We start from the raw sequence: 21,148 nt of genomic DNA, 5'->3' as shown, positions 1-21,148 counted from the left end.
GCTATGTTAAACTCATGTTTTACATAAAAACAAATAAATTCAACATGAAACTGCAGCTAAGCTTATTGCAAGATATGGTCACTCGGCCAAAATACGCATTTACCCAAATTGCTTCACAAAACCTTTCCAGTTGGCCCGCGTTTATCCTGATAATACTTACCATGCAGCTGTTTTACGCCTTGTATTTTAATCAGGTGGATATGCCCTGGTTGGTCGACTACACGGTAAATACCTCGTTGGGCCAGGCCACACCAGCAGAAAAACAGCAGCTCAGCCAACGGCTAACCGAAGAAACGATTCGCCTTTCGGCTTCAATTGGTAGCGTTTTAATGCTGGTATTTTATGGTTTAATTACCAGTGTCTATCTAAACGTTATCACCAAATTAGATGAGCAAAACACTGATGGTTTTAAAGATTGGTTTGGGTTTTATTGGTGGGTACAAATTCCAGCCGTTTTTCAACTGCTACTTTCAAGCATAGTGGTATTGGTTACTGATAGCAGTCAAACACCGCTCATGGACTTACAAATTACCTCAATTAATCAAATTTTAGGTTTAACCCCTGAAGATAAATTTTATTCTTTCGCAGCCAGTTTCGACTTATTTAGCTTGTGGTCTATTGTGTTACTGTTTTATGGCCTATCTGTTAGAACACAACTAAAAACCAGCACAATAACAAATATTTGTATTATCCCATTTATTTTTATGTTGGCTTTTAGTTTAGTCTTTGGTTAATTATTCTCTCCGCAGATAAAGGTTTGAGATGGGTCTACTAACACGTGTGATCCCATCCCTTCTCTGCCAAATAACATCAAATAAGTCATATCGGAGCGGTCAGTTAAAGTAATTTGGATTGGCCATTCTCGTTGGCCAATCTGAAACAAGGTTTCAATCACATACCTTTGCTGGCGACTACCATTGGAACTTTTAATCCAGCGAACATCTTTTAATTTAGCTTCCGTCCTAATAACTTCGTCAACATTGTATAAATTTGGATGAATATCAAATTTAACCCAAGGTTTGCCATTTTTCTTTACCGTGCGAATATTGTCGACATGCAATGAAGATGTTTGTGCACCGGTATCGACTCTAATTTTTAAATCGCTAATCCCCAACTCGGGTAAATTGGCTATCTCTAAAGCACCAATTAACAATTTATCTTGGCTCATCCCCTTTCCTCAGGCTGAATAATAACCGCTTTTTGAAATACCAAACTATTTGGGTAAGTCGATATTTGATTGCCAGAACCGAGCAAAATAACGTGAAATAAGGTTATTTCTTTAATCTTACCTTCAATACTGTTTTCGCCATCAACTATTTTCACTTTATCACCAACTTTATACGGGAAGAAAAAGTATACTATGATACTAGCCGTTACATTACTTAAAATCGACCACTGAGCAAAAAATGCTACCCCAATAACCGCAAATGCCGAAGAGAAGAAGATGGTTAAATGACTATAATCTATGCCTAATGACAAGCTCACCAAAATGAATGTGACCACAATTAACCCTAAGTTAATTACGGTACGGACATAATAGACACGCTTTTCATCGATTTTCTTTTCTGTTGCAATACGGTCAACTAGTCGGCCAGCAGCGTGTTTAACCAACCAATATCCAGTAATAACAACAATTGTGAATAAAAATCCAAAACTACTCATTTAATTATCCCAGTGGTTTAACCTTTGCCTTTGGTTCGTGTTGCATGCTTCTTAGCATTTTTTTCAATAAACTGAACTATCATATCAGCAACGTCTTTTCCTGTGGCAGTTTCGATACCTTCCAAACCAGGTGACGAATTAACCTCCATCACCACAGGTCCTCTGTTTGCTCTTAGAATATCGACGCCACACATATTTAACCCCATCACTTTCGCTGCATTTACTGCGGTTTCTCTTTCTTCGCGACTTAGGCGTACGACTTCCGCACTACCACCTCTGTGTAAATTTGATCTAAATTCGCCATCAGCGGCTTGGCGTTTCATCGCAGCAACCACTTTGCCACCAACCACTAAACAACGAATGTCAGCACCACCAGCTTCTTTGATAAATTCTTGTACCAATATATTCGCTTTTAATCCCATAAAAGCTTCAATAATACTTTCAGCAGCTTTAGTTGTATCCGCCAAAACAACCCCTATCCCTTGGGTACCTTCCAATAATTTAATAACCACTGGCGCACCGCCTACACCGGCTATCAAGTCGGGAATATTGTCAGGATGATGAGCAAAGCCAGTTTTGGGTAAACCAACACCTTTGCGCGACAATAATTGCAAACTTCTGAGTTTGTCGCGCGAGCGACTAATCGCGACGGACTCGTTTATTGAAAAAGTCCCCATCATTTCAAACTGACGCACAACCGATGCCCCATAAAAAGTAATTGAAGCACCAATTCTAGGGATAACCGCATCAAATTCAGGCAATGTCTGACCGTTGTACTTAACTGTCGGTTTGGAGCTTGTAATGTCCATATAACAGTGCAACGTATCAATCACTTCGACTTCATGACCACGAGCCTCACCCGCTTCTTTTAATCTGCGTGTTGAATATAAATTGGAATTTCTAGATAAAATGGCTATGCGCATCATTATGTCCTTTTTGTTTAATATAGACAGTGTTTTAGCCAACCTATCACCCATCACTTAGGTAAGCTATAAAAGCGTGCGTATCATTACATTAATTTTATAAGAAACAAGTATTTTGAAAATTATTTTAAAGCTAGTTCTTCTAACGTACTCGCGAGTATTTTAATTGCTTCAGTTATCACCTCGTCGCTCTGACAATAGGATAGTCGAATACATTGATGTTTGTGCGCCCAGTCCTCTTTGATCGCAAAAAAGAACGGTTCGCCATCCATCACTAATACACCTTTTTCTTTTAATAATTGATATAACTCGCTCGAGTTGATTGGCAAGTTTTCGAACCACAACCATAAAAAGAAAGCACCTTCTGGTTGATGAATTCGATAATACCCTTTGGGCAAATATTGCCGAATGCACTTAAGCATATGATTTCGTTTATGCTGATAAAAAGGCAAAATATGTTCATTGCACAATTGATTAAGCTGCTTGTTGACCAACAAGCGCGACATCAATTCTGGCCCTAAGTTGCCATTGGCCAAGCTCATTATCGTATTGACCTTAACAAACTGCTCGATTAGTTCAGGATGCCCAACTACAATGCCTGTACGACAGGCTGGCAAACCGAGTTTAGACAAGCTAAAAACATACAGCCGGTTATCGTCCCATTTACAGGTGACATCTTGATAGACAATATTTGGAAAGGGTGCGCCATACGCACAATCAATGATCAAAGGAATGTTGTGATTTTTTGCCAAACAAGTTAACTGTTCTAACGCTTGGTCACTAACCACATTGCCCGTTGGGTTTGTTGGGCGCGAAACACACAATGCCGCAGTATCTTCTGTGATATGCAAGTTTTCAAAGTCGATATGGTACTTAAATAAATCGTCTCCTTGCTTTTCAATGATGGGCTTACATGCTTTAAAGTAGTTTTCTGCTAGCGCTTGATCGCTATACCCTAAATACTCAGGTACAAGTGGAAATAGCAAGTGCTTATTTATATCACCCGCTTTACCCGCCAACATGTTAATCAAAATAAAAAATGCCGATTGACTGCCATTGGACAACGCAATATTGTCAGCACTGACAGGCCAACCCATTTCAGTTTGAAAGTATTCAACCAAGGCATCGATAAGCTTTTCGGAGCCACGAGGTGACTGATAAATACCGAGTAATTTATGCAGCTCGTCAGCGGACTGACTGATCTGGGCTAAATGTTCTGCCATCACTTGCTCAAATGCATCTATTTGTGCTGGGTTGCCGCCCCCCAAAAACAGAATATCTGGATTTACATTTAAAGCTTCGCCTAAATCAGCCATCAAACTGACAATGGCTGAATCTTGAGTTAATTGTGTTCCTAAATCAGAAAGTTTCATTTTACCTCGAAACGAATTATTGACCTGCATTGGCTTAATTAAGTTAAAATTACTCGTCCAGCCAATCTAGGTGACTCTTACACAGGTTTTATTAGCTTGTTGGGGCTAACACGTGTTATTATAGTCGCTTGCCAATCTACTTGCCGCAAACCCTAGCGGTTACAAAGTACAAACGGCTCCCAAGTTAATATGAATTTTAAATCACTGCAATTACTGCGGTGACTTTGTTTATTGTATTTAGCAATTAATTGCTAATTAAATGAAATAAAACGGTTTTAATATAACCACTTTAGGTTATTAGGAGTTTTTAGTGAAAGCAAAAGTAGCCATTATCATGGGTTCGAAAAGTGACTGGCCAACCATGAAAAACGCAGCCGATGTCTTAGACTCACTTCAAGTACCTTATGTTGTTGAAGTTGTTTCTGCTCACAGAACACCCGACAAATTAATGAATTTTTCAGCAAGTGCTGTCGAAAACGGCTTTGAAGTGATTATCGCTGGCGCTGGCGGTGCAGCTCACTTACCAGGCATGGTTGCTTCTAAAACTCGTTTACCAGTTTTAGGTGTTCCAGTGCAAAGCAGAGCATTGAGCGGTGTTGATAGTTTATACTCAATTGTACAAATGCCTAAAGGTGTTGCAGTGGGTACCTTAGCGATTGGCGATGCTGGTGCATACAATGCGGGTTTATTTGCGGCGCAAATTTTGGCAACAACCAATCAAGATTTAGCATTGCGCATTGAAGCATTTAGAAACGAGCAAACGGAAACAGTATTAGCTAATCCTGATCCTCGTGAACAAATTTAGAATTGATAAGAGTTAGCAAAATGACAGCTTATTTTGATCAAACTGTGTGGGTACTTGGTGCTGGACAACTAGGAAACATGTTGCAACACGCAGCGTACCCATTAGGTGTAAAGGTAACCCCTGTTGATATTGATGCAGATATTCCGCCAGTTTTAGGTGAAAATGATGTAGTAACAGCTGAACGTGAGCAATGGCCAGAAACGCCAGTGACCAATGTGTTAGCTGCACATAAGAATTTCGCCAACCAAAACTTTTTTGCCACGATTGCAGACCGTTTTAAACAAAAATCTTTATTAGATTCGTTAAATTTAGCATCTGCCCCTTGGCAACTGGTTGAAGAAAACACCACAGAAAACCAGCTTCACGCTAAGTTAGGTGACAGGGTTTTACTTAAACGCCGCACAGGTGGTTATGATGGCCGAGGTCAACATTGGTTAAAACAAGCTGAAAGTTCGACAATTCCAGACGATTGGCACAACAATGCAATTGCTGAACAAGCGATTAATTTTGACGAAGAAATTTCTTTGGTTGGTATGCGAGATAAAAATGGCCAATGCTACTTTTATCCATTGGCGTTAAACCTCCATCAAGATGGTATATTAACAGCTACAGTTGCACCATTGCCTCGCTTAGATAAATACCAAGCCATAGCCGAAAAAATGCTAACCACTTTAATGGAAGCCGTAGAGTATGTTGGTGTAATGGCGATGGAATGTTTTAGAGTCGGCGATCAAATTTTAATTAATGAAATCGCGCCTAGAGTACACAATAGTGGCCACTGGACCCAAGCTGGTTGCAATATCAGTCAATTTGAAAGCCATGTACGTTGTGTTACTGGCCTACCTATGATCCAACCTAGTGTGCGCAATACCAACTTTATGATCAATTTAATTGGTTGTGAGTTAGATGCACAGTGGTTAGCAGTAGAAGGCTCTGAGTTATTCTGGTATCAAAAATCCGTTCGAGCAGGCCGCAAAGTAGGCCACATCAATTTTAGCAAAACAGGTAAAAAGAACATTGAAACTGCATTAGACCAAATGCAACCTTTGTTACCCGAACGCTACGTTCAAACCATTGCTTGGTTGAAAAACGAACTACTATAACCGACTTCTCTTCTGGGCTCGTTAGATTGCGAGCCCACTCAATTGCTGGCCAATTTGCTCCTCAAACATTACAACTTTGCTCCGCTGGTTGGTGCTGAGTCCTTATTTATCAAGGCTAAATTTAACCAGCTGATTAGACCTACCAAGCTAAGCTGTTAAGCCTAACCTGAATACATATATACAATTTTATTATAGAAGGTTGTTTGCTACATAGAGTTATAACTCCTACACTGAACTTAGAATTGAGCTCAACTATCCTAAACGAGGTGTAACGCTGCACTAAACTTAAGCAAGGAGTCTTATGACAAACTGCACGACTAAGCTATTTGAAAATGCCGTAGAATCTCGTAAATTTTTGCACGCTCATCCTGAGTTATCTTGGCAAGAATTTAATACCGCAGACTACATCCGTCAGCAACTTGATGAACTCGATATTCCTTGGGAAGCATGTGCCGAAACTGGTACTATTGGCCGTCTTGGTCAAAACGCGTTCAACCAAACACCACATATTGCACTGCGTGCAGATATAGACGCCTTACCTATTCATGAAGATAACCAATGTGATTGGAAATCAACTAAGAGTGGCACGATGCACGCATGCGGCCATGATGGACACACAGCAACTTTGTTAGCGGCTGCAAAGTGGCTTAAGCAAAATGAAGCTCAACTCCCCCAACCTGTTTCCTTGATTTTTCAACCAGCCGAAGAAGGCGGCCATGGCGCAAAAAAAATGATTGAAGCAGGGGCGCTAAAAGGCATTGATGTTATTTATGGGTGGCATAACTGGCCAACCATGTCATTCGGCCAAATGGCCTGCCCTGATTCAGTAGTCATGTGTGGTAACGGCACTTTCAATATAACTGTAAAAGGTTTAGGTGGGCATGCAAGCCAACCTGAGAATTGCCGAGATCCTATCTTGGCGGCAAGTGCAATTACATTAGCGATCCAACAAATCGTCAGCCGTCTGAATACCCCACAAAATCCGTTAGTATTAGCAGTAACAGGCATTCAATCAGATACAAATGCCGCGACAGTCACCCCAAATTCAGTGAGCCTACAAGGTAGCTTTAGAATAGCCAACGAGCGCAGCCGTGCGCACTTAGTTGAGCAAATAAAGTCAATCAGCCAACTAACAGCCCAAGCGTATCAAACAAGCGCTGAGGTTGTAGTCTCACCGCGCTATCAAGCAACTGTAAACCATGCTAAACCTGCACAAACAGTGCGAGAGGCGTGGGCAAGTGAGTTTGGCAAGGATAAACTAAATCCCGAGATGAATCTGCCTGCGATGGCCTCTGAAGACTTTAGTTATTATTTGCAGCATATTCCGGGTGCTTTTGCATTGATTGGCGGCAATGAAAACAATGGTCCTGCCGCACCGTTACATAATCCTAATTACGATTTTAACGACAAGCTAATCCCATTAGTTTGCCGTCTTTTTGCACGCCTAACTGGTGTAGCAATTCCCTGAATCTAGTCAGCGTCGGCTAGCAAAAGTTGCTGTAAGTGAGTCGTTCACTTATGGCCCCTTCACAACCTTAAGGAGTACTTGTATGAGTATTTTTACCGAAAGAGAATCTGATATTAGAGCTTATTGCCGCGTCTATGACACTGTGTTTAAAACTGCACAGAATGCAATTCAAACTGATGAACAAGGTAAAACCTACATCGATTTTTTTGCAGGCGCTGGTGTATTAAATTTCGGCCACAATAATAGCAAAATGAAACAAGCTATTATTGACTACCTTAATCAAGATGGCGTCACACATAGCTTAGATATGCATACCACGGCTAAACGTGAATTTATCCAAGCATTTTGCCAAACCATTCTCGAACCGAGAAAAATGCCTCACAAACTCCAATTTATGGGTCCAACTGGAACCAATGCAGTAGAAACCGCATTAAAACTTGCAAGACGGGTCACCCAAAGACAAGACGTCGTCGCGTTTAGCCATGGTTTTCATGGTATGACTTTAGGCGCACTCGCCTGCACCGCAAATGAGTATTTTCGCGGTGCTGCCGGGGTGCCATTAAATCATGTCAATCATTATAGTTTTTCACCACCACAAAATGGCGTTAGCTGTGTAGATTTAGCCGAACTTAGAGCGCAATACCAAGATGGTTCAAGTGGTATAAAACCACCAGCGGCATTTATTGTAGAAGTGATACAAGCAGAAGGCGGTGTCAACGTTGCACAAAAAATTTGGTTACAGGAGTTGCAAAAATTAGCTAAAGACTTTGGTGCATTATTTATTATCGACGACATTCAAGTCGGTTGTGGTAGAACTGGCAGCTACTTTAGCTTTGATGACTTAGAGCTCGATCCTGACATCATTTGTCTGGCTAAAGGTATTGGTGGGTTTGGTACCCCACTGGCAATGAACTTAGTCAAGCCTGAATATGACAAACATTGGAGCCCAGGCGAGCATACGGGCACATTTCGTGGTCAATGTCTGAGTTTTGTCGCTGGTAAAGTCGCACTCAACTATTTTAAAGACAACAGCTTGATGGAACAGGTACAAGCTAACGAAAAAATTATCCAAGAAAAACTCGCGCCAATATGTGAAGAACGCTTGAACAGACAATTACGCGGCAAAGGCATGATTTGGGGTGTAGATTTAGCCGATGGCGCAATTGCCAAAGAGGTTGTCGCAGCGGCCTTTGAGCAAGGACTATTGGTTTCTGCTTGTGGCAGTGGTGGGCGCGTAATTAAAGTGATACCTCCACTGACCATTGAACCTGAAAACTTACATAAGGGTTTAGATATCTTAGTCGCTTGTTGTCAAGCTCACTCATAAGGACAAAATTATGCTAAATCGAGATGATATGACCTTCCCTTTCAGTGAGTATGAACGCCGTATTAATGAGCTGCGCGCTAGAATTACTGAACGCCACTTAGATGCGGTGGTCATTACTGACCCCGAAAACATCATGTACTTAACCGATTATCAAACGACCGGCTATTCGTTTTTTCAAGCTGTAGTGGTACCGCTGGATCAAGAACCTTTTATGATTACACGTGCCATGGAAGAATCGAATGTAATTGCTCGCTCTTGGGTTGAGGTGACCCGGCCTTACCCTGATACCGGAGATGCAATTCAAATGTTAGTTGATGCACTGCGCGAATTTAATCTAGCAAACAAGCGCATAGGCTATGAAAGGAACAGCTACTTTTTCCCTGCCTATCAACAAGATTTTATTCATACAACTCTGACAGATGGCAAATTACTGGATTGTTTTGGCATTGTTGAACAAGGGCGAGTATGCAAATCTGAAGTCGAGCTAGAAGTAATGCGCAACGCAGCTAGAGCCACTCAAGCTGGTATGAAAGCGGGGATTGAAGCATGCCAAGCGGGGGTGACTGAAAATGAAATCGGCGCAGCTATTAGCGCTGCTATGTTCAAAGCGGGCGGCGAACCACCTGCCGTCATGCCCTACGTCACTTCTGGCCCACGCAGTATGATTGGCCACGCCACCTGGGAAGGTCGCAAAGTGCAAAATGGTGAACATGTATTTCTTGAAGTTGGTGGTTGCTATCGCCGTTATCACACCGCCATGATGCGCACAGTTGTGCTAGGAGAATTAACCGACAGCATGTACAAAGCACAAGAATGCATGAAGTCAGCATTAACCGCAATGCACGATTACATTCAACCAGGAATGACGGTATCAGACGTCGACAATTTAATCCGCAATATCATTACTGCAAATGACGTCGGCGCGCGGCTAATTACTCGCTCTGGATATTCAATTGGTATTGCTTTCCCACCTAGCTGGGATGAAGGTTATATTATTAGCCTTAAACAAGGAGAATCGACAGTATTAAAAGAAGGTATGACTTTTCATGTGATCCCGTGGATGTGGGGAGTAGATGGTAATAAAACCTGTGGCATATCCGACACCATTGCGATTACAGAAAATGGCTGCGAGTCGTTTTTCGACTTTCCGCTGGACTTTACGGTAAAAAAATCAGCCCCTGCCAAAGTCAAAGACTCAACGTCGGATTCGGTTCAAAACGTTAAACCGATTAAATCTGCAGCCTCCACAAGCAAATCCGTGTAAGGAGAAATTTATGTTAGTCAGTACAAATCCCCATAATGAAGAGTGCGTAAACAGTTACGCAACCTTCAACAAAGCGGAAATTGACAATGCTTTAAATGCTGCAAATCGCCAGTTTACGAGTTGGAAAAACACCAGCTATGAACAACGCGCACAAACATTAAAAGCTGTCGCCGCCGCATTACGCAATGACAAAGAAAATTTAGCGCATTTAATGGCAGTAGAAATGGGCAAACCGCTTAAAGAAGGTTTAGGCGAAGTAGAGAAAGCAGCTTGGTGTGCAGAGCATTATGCTGATAATGCCAAAACTTATTTGCAATCAGAAGATATTGAGTCGGATGCTATCGAAAGTTATGTATGTTACCAGCCGCTCGGCTGCATCTTGGGCATACTGCCATGGAATGCGCCAATTTGGCTAGCATTTCGCTTCTTAGCGCCTTCTTTGATGGCTGGCAACACATGCATTATGAAACATGATCCGAGTGTTCAAGGTTGTGCCAATGCAATTATGCATGCGTTTAAAAGTGCGATGGCACCAGATAACATTGTCACCAATCTCCCCATTGATAATGCAGAGATAACCAATATTATCAAAGACCGCCGTATCGCAGGTGTTTCCTTTACTGGCTCAAGTGCAACTGGAGCGAAAGTTGCTGCAGATGCAGGCTCTGTGCTGATTCCTTATGTCCTAGAATTGGGCGGCTCTGATCCGTGCGTTGTTTTAGCAGATGCAGAGTTGGAAAAAGCCGCTGATATTGCTTGTTTATCACGCATTATTAACGCTGGACAGTCTTGTATCGCTGCAAAACGCATTATTGTTGAAGAATCAATTTATGACCAATTCATAACTTTATTAAAAGATAGGTTAGAACGACTTAAAGTTGGTGATCCACTAGACAATGCAACACAAGTTGGGCCATTGGCTCGTAAAGACATCCAACAAAACCTCCATAGACAGGTCAAAGAAAGCATTGAACAAGGAGCAAACTGCCTACTAGGTGGAACAATCCCTGATAATCAAAAAGGCTACTACTACCCTGTCACCCTGCTTACAGACGTCACCCCTTCAATGACAGTTTTTAACGAAGAAACATTTGGTCCAGTAATGTGTGTGACTAAAGCCAAAGATATCAACACCGCACTCAACCTTGCCAACCAAACAGTGTATGGTTTAGGGGCGGCTATTTGGACTAAAAACCTTGAGCATCAACAGAGGTTTATGCAAGAACTGCAAGCAGGACAAGTTGCGGTAAATGGCATAGTTAAGACCGATCCACGATTACCAAGTGGCGGTATAAAAAGCTCTGGTATCGGCAGAGAGCTTGGCCCTCATGGCATTAGAGAGTTTGTAAACTGCAAGCAAATTTGGGTTGGATAAATAAAGAGGTGTTGATTCACCTCTTTATTCAATCAAACAAAAGGGCTAATCTTTTTTGAAGTTTAGTACCTCATTATCCAAATAGTATTGGCTCATAGATAGACCATCAACTAAGGTTTTTAACGAGCGAGATTTAAACTCTCGTTGATACAAAATACGTACTACGATCAACGCAAATGCTAGAAACAATAACGGGTGGATAAACCAGCCAACAACAGCCAACGCAAAGTAGTATGCCCGCATACCATTATTAAAATTGTGGCCTGCTTGGTCGATAAGTTTACCCGCGTTGACCGAAAAAACTTTTTTCATTTCTGGAGTAGCCCGTTCATCATCAGAGTTTGGCGCAGCACCTATCATTACAGACGCAAATCCATACTGGCGAAGCGCCCAAGTAAACTTAAAAAATGCATAAATTAAAATACAAATGATGGTCACGACCTTAATTTGCACCATAGTAATGGTATGCGGCCATACCCAAGGGATTAAACTGGTTAATTCATGAATGGATTTAGCATTGGTTAATGCAGTCAATGAACCAGCAATAATAAGTAGAGTTGTTGATGCAAAAAAGCTCATATTCTTTTCAATATTGCCCATCAACGCCGCATCTAGAATTCGATTATCACGCTCCAATAAATGACGCATCCAATCAATACGTAAAATAATTAACACACTAGACAATGACTCACGGCACTTAGCTGCTCTTCGGGCGAAAATAACATACCCTATCCACACAGCCAAAAATGGGATCAACACCACTAAATCAATAATTTCGGCCCAATTGAGCATACTGCAAACTCCAACAACAAAACAAAAATTATGTGACTATTGTCGCGCAAAATAGCTTAAGCCGCAAAAGATTACTCTTTTCATAATTACATCTGATAGAATCTACTTAATAGATCATGTACCTGTTAGGAGAACAACATGAAGACCCGCTTTTTTAAAGCAAGCTTAGTGGGATTAAGTTTGGCTGTTCTTGCCAACGTAGCACAAGCCAACGAAAAAACATTACCACCGTCACAGCAATTAACTGACTCATCAGTTTTTATGCAACACAAAGAAAAATACACCAAGTGTGTATTAGAAAAGGCAGAATCATTTAGTCAAGTAACAGATATAGACACCGCATTTAAATATGCGCCTATTGCCTGCCGTCGTGATTTATTGCAAATTAAAAAGATGTTGATTGGCGGCCCATATAAAATTGATGTGATCGACCAGTTGGTAGACTCAGTTCAAGAAGGGGTCGAAATTGATATGGTTAACCATATCTTTAACAACAAAATTAAAGCTGCACGTCACTAAAACCCGCATAGTCACTGGCTAATTTTCTGAAAACGGTTTATAGCGTTTTCAGAAAATTATTGTTCAATCTTTTCATACATCGTAACCAGCTCGCAGTAATAAGCTTACCAAATAGCCTTAAACCACAACGACAATCCAGACAATATAGTCAAAGTTTCAAAGCAACGTTTAACCAAACTATTGCCCTTAGCGATAACCAAGTACGCACCTAAATAACCACCTAACAACGAGCCTAAAATCAATGCTGGTAACCAATCCCACTGAATTTGAGAAATCATCCCTAACGTTATCGCCCCAGTACCATTCCATAAAATGCCAACCATTACCAAGGTGTAAGAAACAGCACGTCCATAGCCCATCCCAAACCAATGAATCAACCACATGGTTACAAACAAACCAGTGCCCGAGGTCAGTGAACCATTTAAAAAGCCAATCACAAACAAACCAATCGAACCTATAACATATCCGCGCATATTTAAGTTCTTAAGCTCGTCTGATTGGCCCAGCTGAGGTTTAAAAATAGAATAGACACCCAAAGCAATGGTTAGTGCGCCTAATGCCCACAGTGAAATAACAGGCGGTATATTAACAATAACGTTTGCGCCTAAAATAACACCAGGTAACGCTCCAACAATCATAATAAGCACTAGAGCCGGTAAAAATTGCCCATGTTTTAAATGTTTAATCGAAGCCCCCACCCCCAAAGCAACCGAGGCGACTTTATGCGTAGCCAAAGCGACCGAAAAAGGTAAACCCAAAAAGATAATAGCTGGCAATTGCAGTAAACCAGCGCCACCGCCAGCAAGTGACGATAATGTGTTAGCAATTAAACTAATGACAAACAATATCAACTGGTCAAATAGCATCTTGGGTCCTTGTCACTATAAAAACATTGATGGGAAATATAAAACGAAAAAGGCCAGCAAAGCTGACCTTTCACATAACCACTATGCACAAATTAACATGCGCATGCGCTGTTAGCTAAAGTTATGAATATCTAAACTCGAGCTTTGATTTTGACTACTTGCATCTTTTGCCGAATCTCGACGTAGTTCATCTAAGTGATCTAAATAGTCTTGGCTAACATCATTGGTAACATAGTTGCCGTCAAATACTGAGGTTTCAAAACGCTCAACACTTGGATTGCCTTCACCTACTGCAGCAATCAAATCTGGTAAATCTTGGAAAATTAACCCATCAGCTTTAATTAAATCACAAATTTCTTGAACATCACGGCCATAAGCAATTAACTCATTTGCACTTGGCATATCAATACCATATACGTTCGGGAAGCGAATTTCCGGAGCGGCCGATGCGAAATAAACTTTTTTAGCACCTGCTTCACGTGCCATTTCGATTATTTGCTCAGAGGTTGTGCCTCGAACAACCGAGTCGTCCACCAATAATACATTCTTACCCTTAAACTCTTGCGAAATAGCGTTCAGCTTACGACGAACCGAACGACGACGCTGTTGCTGCCCCGGCATAATAAATGTCCGTCCAATATAACGGTTTTTCACAAAACCTTGGCGGTAAGGCAGATTTAACGTATTGGCAATTTCCAACGCAATATCACAGCTGGTCTCAGGGATTGGGATGACAACATCTATATCTAATTCCGACCAATCACGTTTAATCTTTTCGCCCAACTTTTGACCCATTCTTACGCGGCTAGCATACACTGAGATATCATCTAACGTAGAGTCTGGACGAGCAAAATAAACATATTCAAATAAACATGGTACCAACTCAGAGTTAGTCGCACATTGTTGGCTGAATAATTCACCGTCTTGAGTAATATACACAGCCTCGCCTGGCGCAACATCTCGGACAAATTCAAAGCCGACCGCATCAACCGCCACACTTTCTGAAGCAACCATATACTCAGTGCCTTGTTCAGTTTCGCGTTTACCCAGTACTAATGGGCGAATGCCATATACGTCACGAAATGCAACGATACCAAAACCGATAATAGAAGCGACTACTGCGTATGCACCACGCGCTTTAGTATGCAATGCGGTTACTGCAGCAAAAATATCTTCTGGTTTTAAATTCCAGTCACCACCACTTTCGCACAACTCGTGGGCAAATTGATTCATTAGTAATTCAGAATCAGACGAAGTATTTACATGGCGACGCGCTTCGCTAACCAAATTCTTTTTCAGGTCCTCCGCATTGGTTAAATTGCCGTTGTGAACAAATGCAATACCATAAGGAGAGTTAGTATAAAACGGCTGAGCTTCAGCGGAAGTTGATGAACCAGCAGTTGGGTAACGCACATGGCCTATCCCCCAGTTACCTGCTAAACGCTCCATGTGCTTTTGTTCAAAAACGTCACGAACTAAGCCATTCGCTTTTCTCAATTTAAACACGCCATTATTAATGGTCATGATCCCTGCAGCATCTTGGCCACGATGCTGTAATACGGTTAACGCATCGTATAAAGATTGATTAACTGGGGAATGAGCTACAATGCCAACGACACCACACATGGACTTTACCTCTTATACAGGTTGAACATTTTTTAGAAAGCTCGAAGTGGTTTGAATATATTCAAAAAACCACTCTATCACTATCTTAAATTCTGGAATTAAAACTGATTGCACCCACCACTCAGACTTCGCTACTGGGGTAAATGCATCCATAAAGAATAGTATAGCTGAAACAATCAGCACACCTCTTAGTGCACCAAACACCAAGCCAAGTAACCTATCAGTACCTGACATACCGGTTTTTTGCACTAATTGAGAAATTAGGTAATTAACTATAGAACCAACAATAATGGTTGTTAAAAATAGAATTGCGATTGCCGCAGCATTGCGGAACATCTCATCTTCAATGTTGGTTAAAAAGGTCGCAAAATCTAAATAGAACTGACTAGCGACAAAAAAAGCACCCGCCCATACGACCAGTGATAATGCCTCTCGCACAAATCCGCGCACTAAACTTATAAGCGTGGAAATCGAGATAACAGCAAGTATTGCGTAGTCAAACCAAACCATATCGATATTCATGAGGAAAATTGCCGGCGAATTCTAGCAGATCCCACCACCCAATTACCAACATTATTCTGTAGTTTGGTACTGAGAAATTTTGCCATTTAGATTTGTTAACCTTTTTAATCCTGGAAGCATGCGTTCCAGTGTATCTTTATCAAGCTCTGGACCGACATATACTTTAGTCAGCTCACCAGATTGAGTTTTAATCGGTCGAGTAAAACTAACGTACCCTTCTTGCTGTAGTTTTTCTCGCAAGTTTTGCACATTATTTTTGTGTCGAAAGCTGCCCAATTGAATCACCCAAGCATGACTAGGCACTTCATTTTTGGCAGTTTTAGTCGTTTTATCTGATTGTGTTTTTGGTTTGGCTTTTGCCTGAGTAACCTGTTGTTCAGGTGAAACTTGAGCTGTAACCGTCTCTGTTTGTTCCGATGGTGCTTGGGTTTGTTCAGCTTGCTGCGCAGTTTTTTCACCCAAATAAATTTCATCTACTGCTTGCTCATCCACTTCTTTTTGTTCAAATTCAGCTAACGAATCAACAACGTCTGTTTCGGGAAAAGGCATTTTATCCGGAATAGGCTGAGCGACAGGTTTGGCGGGTATCGTTTGAAACTGGTCGCCATAGTCAGTTTTTTTACCGTCAAGTAAATCAGGTAAAAATATCACAATTAACGCGACAAAAACTATGCTACCCACAAGTCTATTCTGAAACGTAGTTGCCATATTAAGTCTCTAATAAATCTGTGATAACCCAAAAAGAACCAAAGGCAATAATAACATCTTCGGCTTGCGCCTTTGCTAACGCATCTTGATAAGCAGCACGAATGTTGCAGTTGTTCGAAACAACTTTACTGCTTGGCAAACAGCTGGCAAGCTCTTGTGCATTAGCCCCACGAGCTTGGTTTATATCAGCTAAATAAAAACCATTGAAGATAGGCTCAACAATAGAGAGGCAGGTTTGATAATCTTTATCTTTTAGCATGCCAACAACAGCATAAAGCTGTCCTTTGGTGGTCTGCTTTAAGCGCTGAACATTATCAACCAGTTGCAAAATAGCTTCTTCGTTGTGTGCCACATCAATAATAACCTGTGGTTTAGTATTAATTTGCTGCCAACGTCCGCTAATTTGAAAGTCGGTTAATACCCGTTTCAAAATATCCAACTCTATCGATACACCAAGCTGTTCTAGCATTGCTAAACATGTACTAGCATTTTGTAGCGGCATATTTGGTATAGGTAATTCGCTAAATTGTGTATTACTTACCGACGAATACCAGCGCCAAGTTGTTCCATTTACACTGTTAGCCTGCTCTAACTGAAATGAAAAGTCTTGTTGATGCCAAAGTATATCCAAATCAAGTTTGTCAGCTTGCTGTCTAACACTGTCAGGCGGAGCTAAGTCACCGCAAACTGCTTTACCATTCGCTCTAAATATTCCAGCTTTTTCAAAGCCAATTTGTTCGCGTGTATCGCCCAACCAATCTTTATGATCGAGCGCAACAGTGGTAATGACTGATAATTCAGGTGAAACAATATTGGTTGCATCCAAACGTCCACCCAAACCGACTTCCAGCAAAATAAAGTCAGGTGCAGCCTGAGCCAACAAACATAACGCCGCAAGTGTGCCAAATTCAAAATAAGTCAGTTCAATATCAGCTCTAACTTGTTCGATTTGCTTAAATGCTTGGCAGTGTTGGCTTTCAGTAAACCATTGGCCATCAATGGTGACACGCTCTTTATAGTCATGGATGTGAGGCGAATTGTAACATCCCACAGAAAACCCTTGAGCCGTCAACAGCTTTTGCGTTAACGCTGTGGTTGTACCTTTACCATTGGTTCCGCCAACTAAAATAACGCGAGAATGGTGCAAAGGTAAATTGAGGCGGTTGAACACGCGCTCTACGCGTTCCAACCCCATATCAATTTCTTTTGGATGGATTTGGCCCAAATAGTCGAGCCAATCATCTAAACTGGTTAAACAGGCAGTTGCGGCCATTTAGGCTTAAACCTGTTCGATAGCTGGTAATTTCATCATTTTAGCAATTTGGCGCGCAATTGAATCGCGCATATCACGACGATCAACGATCATGTCAATTGCACCTTTCTCCAACAAGAATTCACTGCGTTGGAAACCTTCAGGCAATTTTTCACGAACCGTTTGTTCGATAACTCGAGGGCCAGCAAAACCTATCAATGCTTTTGGTTCTGCTATATGGATATCACCTAACATAGCAAAACTTGCTGATACACCACCCATAGTTGGGTCTGTTAAAACTGAAATATACGGAAGGCCTTTTTCGCTCATTCTCGCTAATGCAGCACTGGTTTTAGCCATTTGCATTAAAGACATTAAAGCTTCTTGCATACGTGCACCACCAGATGCTGAAAAACAAACTAATGGTAAACCTTGTTTAATACATTCTTCAGCTGCTTTAACAAATCGAGCACCAACAACGGAGCCCATTGAACCGCCCATAAATGCGAATTCGAATGCAACCGCAATAACTGGCACACCTTTTACTGTGCCACGCATTGCCACCAACGCATCTTTTTCGTTAGTAGACTTTTGTGCTGCTGAAATGCGGTCTTTATATTTTTTGGAATCTTTAAATTTTAGAACATCTTGCGGCTCTAACTCACCGCCAATCTCAACTCGGTTTTCTGCATCCAAAAATGATTCCAAACGACGGCGTGCGCCAATGCGCATATGATGATTACATTTCGGGCATACATTTTGTTGCTGCTCTAAATCAGTACGATATAACACAGCGCTACAGGCATTACATTTAACCCATAATCCTTCAGGTACATTGCCTTTTTTTGTCGAATTCGTTTTCGGTAATATTTTTTCTATCCAACTCATTGATATTCTCTGGATTTCTAATTCTAAAAATTTTATACCCAGTCTGAAAATAATTCAGACCATCCAATTGCCGCACATTAAAGCACAAACCAAGGTATTTTTTAACTAAAACATGATGCCTTTACCCTGATATTGCTAATCCGGTAAAAATAATGGCCCAAGAGCAGCCTGTGGAATTGCAAAATGCTCAGGGTAAAAGACTTTTACCAAATACAATCCATTCGGTTTAGCCGTTGCTGCTGCTAATGTACGGTCTTTAATCTGCAATAAATCTTCGATCCAGCTAACAGGCTGAACACCTTTGCCAATTTCAATTAAAGATCCTGCGATATTGCGCACCATATGATGCAAAAATGCATTCGCTTGAATATCAATAACAATATATTGCCCATATCGAGTTACTGACACTGAATGTACATTTCGATAAGGTGTGTTTGATTGGCAATGCGATGCTCTAAACGAGGTAAAGTCTCGTTCGCCAACCAATGCTTGCGCTGCTATATGCATTTTTTCAGCATCTAGCGGTTCATATACCAAGGTGGTACCTTCTGGTAAAATGGCACTGCGCAGCCGTTGGTTTAAAATGATATAACGGTATCGACGGGCAGTAGCCGAATATCGAGCATCAAACTCAGGAACCACTTCGGTTGCCCATTTCACTGAAACATCATTGGCCATTTTAACATTTGCACCTAGGGTCCAAGCACTCAACTTGCGAACCACATCGGTTTCAAAATGAACGACTTGACCTGTTGCATGGACACCCGCGTCAGTTCGACCTGCACAGGTTACAATAATCTCGCTATCGGCTACTGAACTAAGCGCTTCTTCTAAAGTTTGCTGAACAGTAATTACATGATTTTGCCGTTGCCAGCCAGAATAAGCAGCACCGTTATATTCAATACCTAAAGCAATTTTCATAGTTGGGAATTTAGCGCAATAATAAAATTGCGCCATTATACACGGCTCAAGCAATAAGAGTACATCTATCCCAAAGCAACTTAACTATCCAACCCCATTTAAACTGCTACGTTATCGTTTAGGTCCTGCGGCTACTATGCTTTGACCATGTTCGGTGTCGCAATACTGTTGAAAGTTTTCTACAAACATATTGGCTAAAGACTGCGCCTGTTGTTGCCAATTAGCCAGTTCGTAGTGGCTGGTTCTTGGGTCTAAGATGTTATCAGCAACTCGAGTTAAACTACTCGGCACCTGCAAATCAAATATCGGCAATGTTTGACATGGTGCTTGGTCAACTTCACCTGACAAAATGGCATCAATAATCGCGCGAGTATCTTTAATAGATATACGTTTACCCGCACCATTCCACCCTGTATTAACCAGATAAGCTGTCGCGCCAGCCTGTTGCATACGGTAGGTTAATGCTTTGGCATATTGAGTTGGATGGAGCAATAAAAACGCAGCACCAAAACAAGCAGAGAATGTCGGTACGGGTTCTTTGATGCCCCGCTCAGTACCTGCAAGTTTTGCAGTAAAGCCAGACAAGAAATAGTATTCGGTTTGTTCTGGTGTTAGTTTGGCGACTGGCGGTAAAACGCCAAAAGCATCTGCGGTTAAAAATATGACTTTTTGCGCATGCCCTGCTCTTGATATCGGCTTTACGATATTTTCTATATGATAGATTGGGTAAGAAACTCTGCCATTTTGGGTTTTACTGCTATCGTCAAAGTCAATGCTACCATCCGCTTTCACCATAACATTTTCCAACAAAGCATCGCGCTTGATGGCATTGTAAATATCAGGTTCGGCTTGCGGGTCGAGATTTTGTGTTTTTGCGTAGCAACCACCTTCATAATTAAATACACCATGGTCATCCCACCCATGCTCATCATCGCCAATTAGCTTACGGTGTGGGTCGGTTGAAAGTGTTGTTTTACCTGTACCCGATAAACCAAAAAATATCGCTACGTCACCATTTTTACCAACATTGGCGCTACTGTGCATACTGGCAATATTCTGTTGCGGCAATAAATAGTTCATAACCGAAAACATGCCTTTTTTCATTTCACCACCGTACCAAGTACCGCCAATAAGTTGCACATGTTCAGTCAAATTGAATGCGACAAAGCTTTCTGAGTTTAACCCTTGTTGTTGCCAATTTGGGTTAACTGTTTTAGCAGCATTTAACACCACAAAATCGGGCTGAAAATCCACTAGTTCTTCTGCACTTGGCCGAATAAACATATTGGTGACAAAATGCGCTTGCCAAGCGACTTCCATAACAAATCGCACTTTTAAGCGTGTATTTTCGTTTGCACCACAAAAAGCATCAACGACATATAGCTTTTTACCTGTTAACTCTTGCCCAACTAACTTTTTAAGTTCTACCCAAGTTTGCTGTGACATTGCTTTATTGTCATTTTGCCCTTGCGTATTCCACCACAGGGTATCTCGCGTTATATCATCTTCAACGATATATTTATCTTTTGGAGAACGACCAGTAAAAATCCCTGTGTCTACCGCAACAGCACCAAGCTCAGTTAGCATACCTCGCTCATAGCCCGCTAAGTTGTCCGCCAGCTCCTCTGCATATAAACAATCGTAACTCGGGTTATAAATAATTTCTTTAACTTGGGTAATGTCATAACGCGTTAAGTCAATCTTTGCGGTATCCATAATAAGCGCCCCTTTTCAATGACAATGAAATGCTTTTT

At 41.4% G+C, this 21,148-nt stretch carries 21 protein-coding genes; 8 read left to right on the top strand and 13 right to left on the bottom strand.

Annotation, left to right across the window (positions count from 1 at the left end):
• Window positions 1-44 precede the first annotated feature (44 nt).
• On the top strand, window positions 45-734 hold the full coding sequence (locus DS2_RS00200; protein WP_235188513.1) for a YIP1 family protein: 690 nt from the start codon (window positions 45-47) through the stop codon (window positions 732-734).
• Here DS2_RS00200 and DS2_RS00195 read toward each other — a convergent pair.
• The 4 genes from DS2_RS00195 to DS2_RS00180 all read right to left on the bottom strand — a co-directional run bounded on the left by DS2_RS00195 (window position 731) and on the right by DS2_RS00180 (window position 3,958).
• Window positions 731-1,168: an ATP-dependent zinc protease gene (locus tag DS2_RS00195; RefSeq protein ID WP_035012558.1), complete on the bottom strand. Its 438-nt coding sequence runs from the start codon at window positions 1,166-1,168 to the stop codon at window positions 731-733. The genes DS2_RS00200 and DS2_RS00195 overlap by 4 nt on opposite strands.
• Window positions 1,165-1,662: a mechanosensitive ion channel domain-containing protein gene (locus tag DS2_RS00190; protein WP_035012557.1), complete on the bottom strand. Its 498-nt coding sequence runs from the start codon at window positions 1,660-1,662 to the stop codon at window positions 1,165-1,167. The genes DS2_RS00195 and DS2_RS00190 overlap by 4 nt, the downstream gene beginning before the upstream one ends.
• A gap of 17 nt (window positions 1,663-1,679) precedes the next feature.
• The gene (gene rimK / locus DS2_RS00185) at window positions 1,680-2,585 is read right to left on the bottom strand and encodes a 30S ribosomal protein S6--L-glutamate ligase (RefSeq protein WP_035012556.1); all 906 of its coding nucleotides are present in this window, start codon (window positions 2,583-2,585) and stop codon (window positions 1,680-1,682) included.
• A 122-nt stretch (window positions 2,586-2,707) separates the two neighbouring features.
• Window positions 2,708-3,958: a valine--pyruvate transaminase gene (locus DS2_RS00180; protein ID WP_035012555.1), complete on the bottom strand. Its 1,251-nt coding sequence runs from the start codon at window positions 3,956-3,958 to the stop codon at window positions 2,708-2,710.
• 310 nt (window positions 3,959-4,268) lie between these two features.
• Here DS2_RS00180 and purE point away from each other — a divergent pair, with 310 nt between their 5' ends.
• From purE to DS2_RS00150, 6 genes are all read left to right on the top strand, one after another.
• Complete coding sequence (purE, locus tag DS2_RS00175; protein ID WP_035012554.1) at window positions 4,269-4,763, top strand: 5-(carboxyamino)imidazole ribonucleotide mutase; 495 nt, start codon at window positions 4,269-4,271, stop codon at window positions 4,761-4,763.
• A 20-nt stretch (window positions 4,764-4,783) separates the two neighbouring features.
• A complete protein-coding gene (gene purK, locus DS2_RS00170; RefSeq protein ID WP_035012553.1) occupies window positions 4,784-5,866 on the top strand; it encodes a 5-(carboxyamino)imidazole ribonucleotide synthase in 1,083 nt (360 codons plus the stop codon).
• 301 nt (window positions 5,867-6,167) lie between these two features.
• The gene (gene doeB2 / locus DS2_RS00165; protein ID WP_035012552.1) at window positions 6,168-7,334 is read left to right on the top strand and encodes a N(2)-acetyl-L-2,4-diaminobutanoate deacetylase DoeB2; all 1,167 of its coding nucleotides are present in this window, start codon (window positions 6,168-6,170) and stop codon (window positions 7,332-7,334) included.
• Window positions 7,335-7,416: 82 nt separating this feature from the next.
• Entirely contained in the window at window positions 7,417-8,661 is a 1,245-nt protein-coding gene (locus DS2_RS00160; protein WP_035012551.1) for an aspartate aminotransferase family protein, read from the top strand.
• Window positions 8,662-8,671: 10 nt separating this feature from the next.
• Entirely contained in the window at window positions 8,672-9,925 is a 1,254-nt protein-coding gene (doeA, locus tag DS2_RS00155) for an ectoine hydrolase (protein WP_035012550.1), read from the top strand.
• A gap of 10 nt (window positions 9,926-9,935) precedes the next feature.
• The gene (locus tag DS2_RS00150) at window positions 9,936-11,300 is read left to right on the top strand and encodes an NAD-dependent succinate-semialdehyde dehydrogenase (RefSeq protein WP_035012548.1); all 1,365 of its coding nucleotides are present in this window, start codon (window positions 9,936-9,938) and stop codon (window positions 11,298-11,300) included.
• A 45-nt stretch (window positions 11,301-11,345) separates the two neighbouring features.
• Here the strand turns inward: DS2_RS00150 and DS2_RS00145 are convergent, their stop codons facing one another.
• Complete coding sequence (locus DS2_RS00145; protein ID WP_035012547.1) at window positions 11,346-12,092, bottom strand: DUF599 domain-containing protein; 747 nt, start codon at window positions 12,090-12,092, stop codon at window positions 11,346-11,348.
• A gap of 138 nt (window positions 12,093-12,230) precedes the next feature.
• On the opposite strand from DS2_RS00145, the gene DS2_RS00140 reads away from it, so the two are divergent.
• Window positions 12,231-12,611 (top strand): hypothetical protein, encoded by a 381-nt coding sequence (locus DS2_RS00140; RefSeq protein WP_035012546.1) that lies wholly within the window; start codon window positions 12,231-12,233, stop codon window positions 12,609-12,611.
• A gap of 104 nt (window positions 12,612-12,715) precedes the next feature.
• Here DS2_RS00140 and DS2_RS00135 read toward each other — a convergent pair whose 3' ends face one another.
• The 8 genes from DS2_RS00135 to pckA all read right to left on the bottom strand — a co-directional run bounded on the left by DS2_RS00135 (window position 12,716) and on the right by pckA (window position 21,110).
• Window positions 12,716-13,477 carry a sulfite exporter TauE/SafE family protein gene (locus DS2_RS00135; protein WP_035012545.1) on the bottom strand — a complete coding sequence of 254 codons (762 nt, stop codon included), beginning with the start codon at window positions 13,475-13,477 and terminating at the stop codon, window positions 12,716-12,718.
• Window positions 13,478-13,588: 111 nt separating this feature from the next.
• Window positions 13,589-15,103, bottom strand: a complete 1,515-nt coding sequence (gene purF / locus DS2_RS00130; protein ID WP_035012544.1) for an amidophosphoribosyltransferase — start codon at window positions 15,101-15,103, stop codon at window positions 13,589-13,591.
• A 12-nt stretch (window positions 15,104-15,115) separates the two neighbouring features.
• A complete protein-coding gene (locus tag DS2_RS00125) occupies window positions 15,116-15,613 on the bottom strand; it encodes a CvpA family protein (RefSeq protein WP_035012836.1) in 498 nt (165 codons plus the stop codon).
• Window positions 15,614-15,676: 63 nt separating this feature from the next.
• A complete protein-coding gene (locus DS2_RS00120) occupies window positions 15,677-16,333 on the bottom strand; it encodes an SPOR domain-containing protein (RefSeq protein ID WP_035012543.1) in 657 nt (218 codons plus the stop codon).
• A 1-nt stretch (window position 16,334) separates the two neighbouring features.
• Entirely contained in the window at window positions 16,335-17,606 is a 1,272-nt protein-coding gene (gene folC / locus DS2_RS00115; RefSeq protein ID WP_035012542.1) for a bifunctional tetrahydrofolate synthase/dihydrofolate synthase, read from the bottom strand.
• Between the two features lie 6 nt (window positions 17,607-17,612).
• On the bottom strand, window positions 17,613-18,473 hold the full coding sequence (gene accD, locus DS2_RS00110; RefSeq protein WP_035012541.1) for an acetyl-CoA carboxylase, carboxyltransferase subunit beta: 861 nt from the start codon (window positions 18,471-18,473) through the stop codon (window positions 17,613-17,615).
• A 135-nt stretch (window positions 18,474-18,608) separates the two neighbouring features.
• Window positions 18,609-19,394, bottom strand: coding sequence for a tRNA pseudouridine(38-40) synthase TruA (gene truA, locus DS2_RS00105; RefSeq protein ID WP_200870105.1), 786 nt, complete (start codon window positions 19,392-19,394; stop codon window positions 18,609-18,611).
• A 111-nt stretch (window positions 19,395-19,505) separates the two neighbouring features.
• A complete protein-coding gene (gene pckA, locus DS2_RS00100) occupies window positions 19,506-21,110 on the bottom strand; it encodes a phosphoenolpyruvate carboxykinase (ATP) (protein WP_035012539.1) in 1,605 nt (534 codons plus the stop codon).
• Between the last annotated feature and the right edge of the window lie 38 nt (window positions 21,111-21,148).

The organism is Catenovulum agarivorans DS-2 (assembly GCF_000568405.1).
Lineage (GTDB): Bacteria > Pseudomonadota > Gammaproteobacteria > Enterobacterales > Alteromonadaceae > Catenovulum > Catenovulum agarivorans_A.
This window is presented reverse-complemented; position numbering and strand designations above follow the sequence as displayed.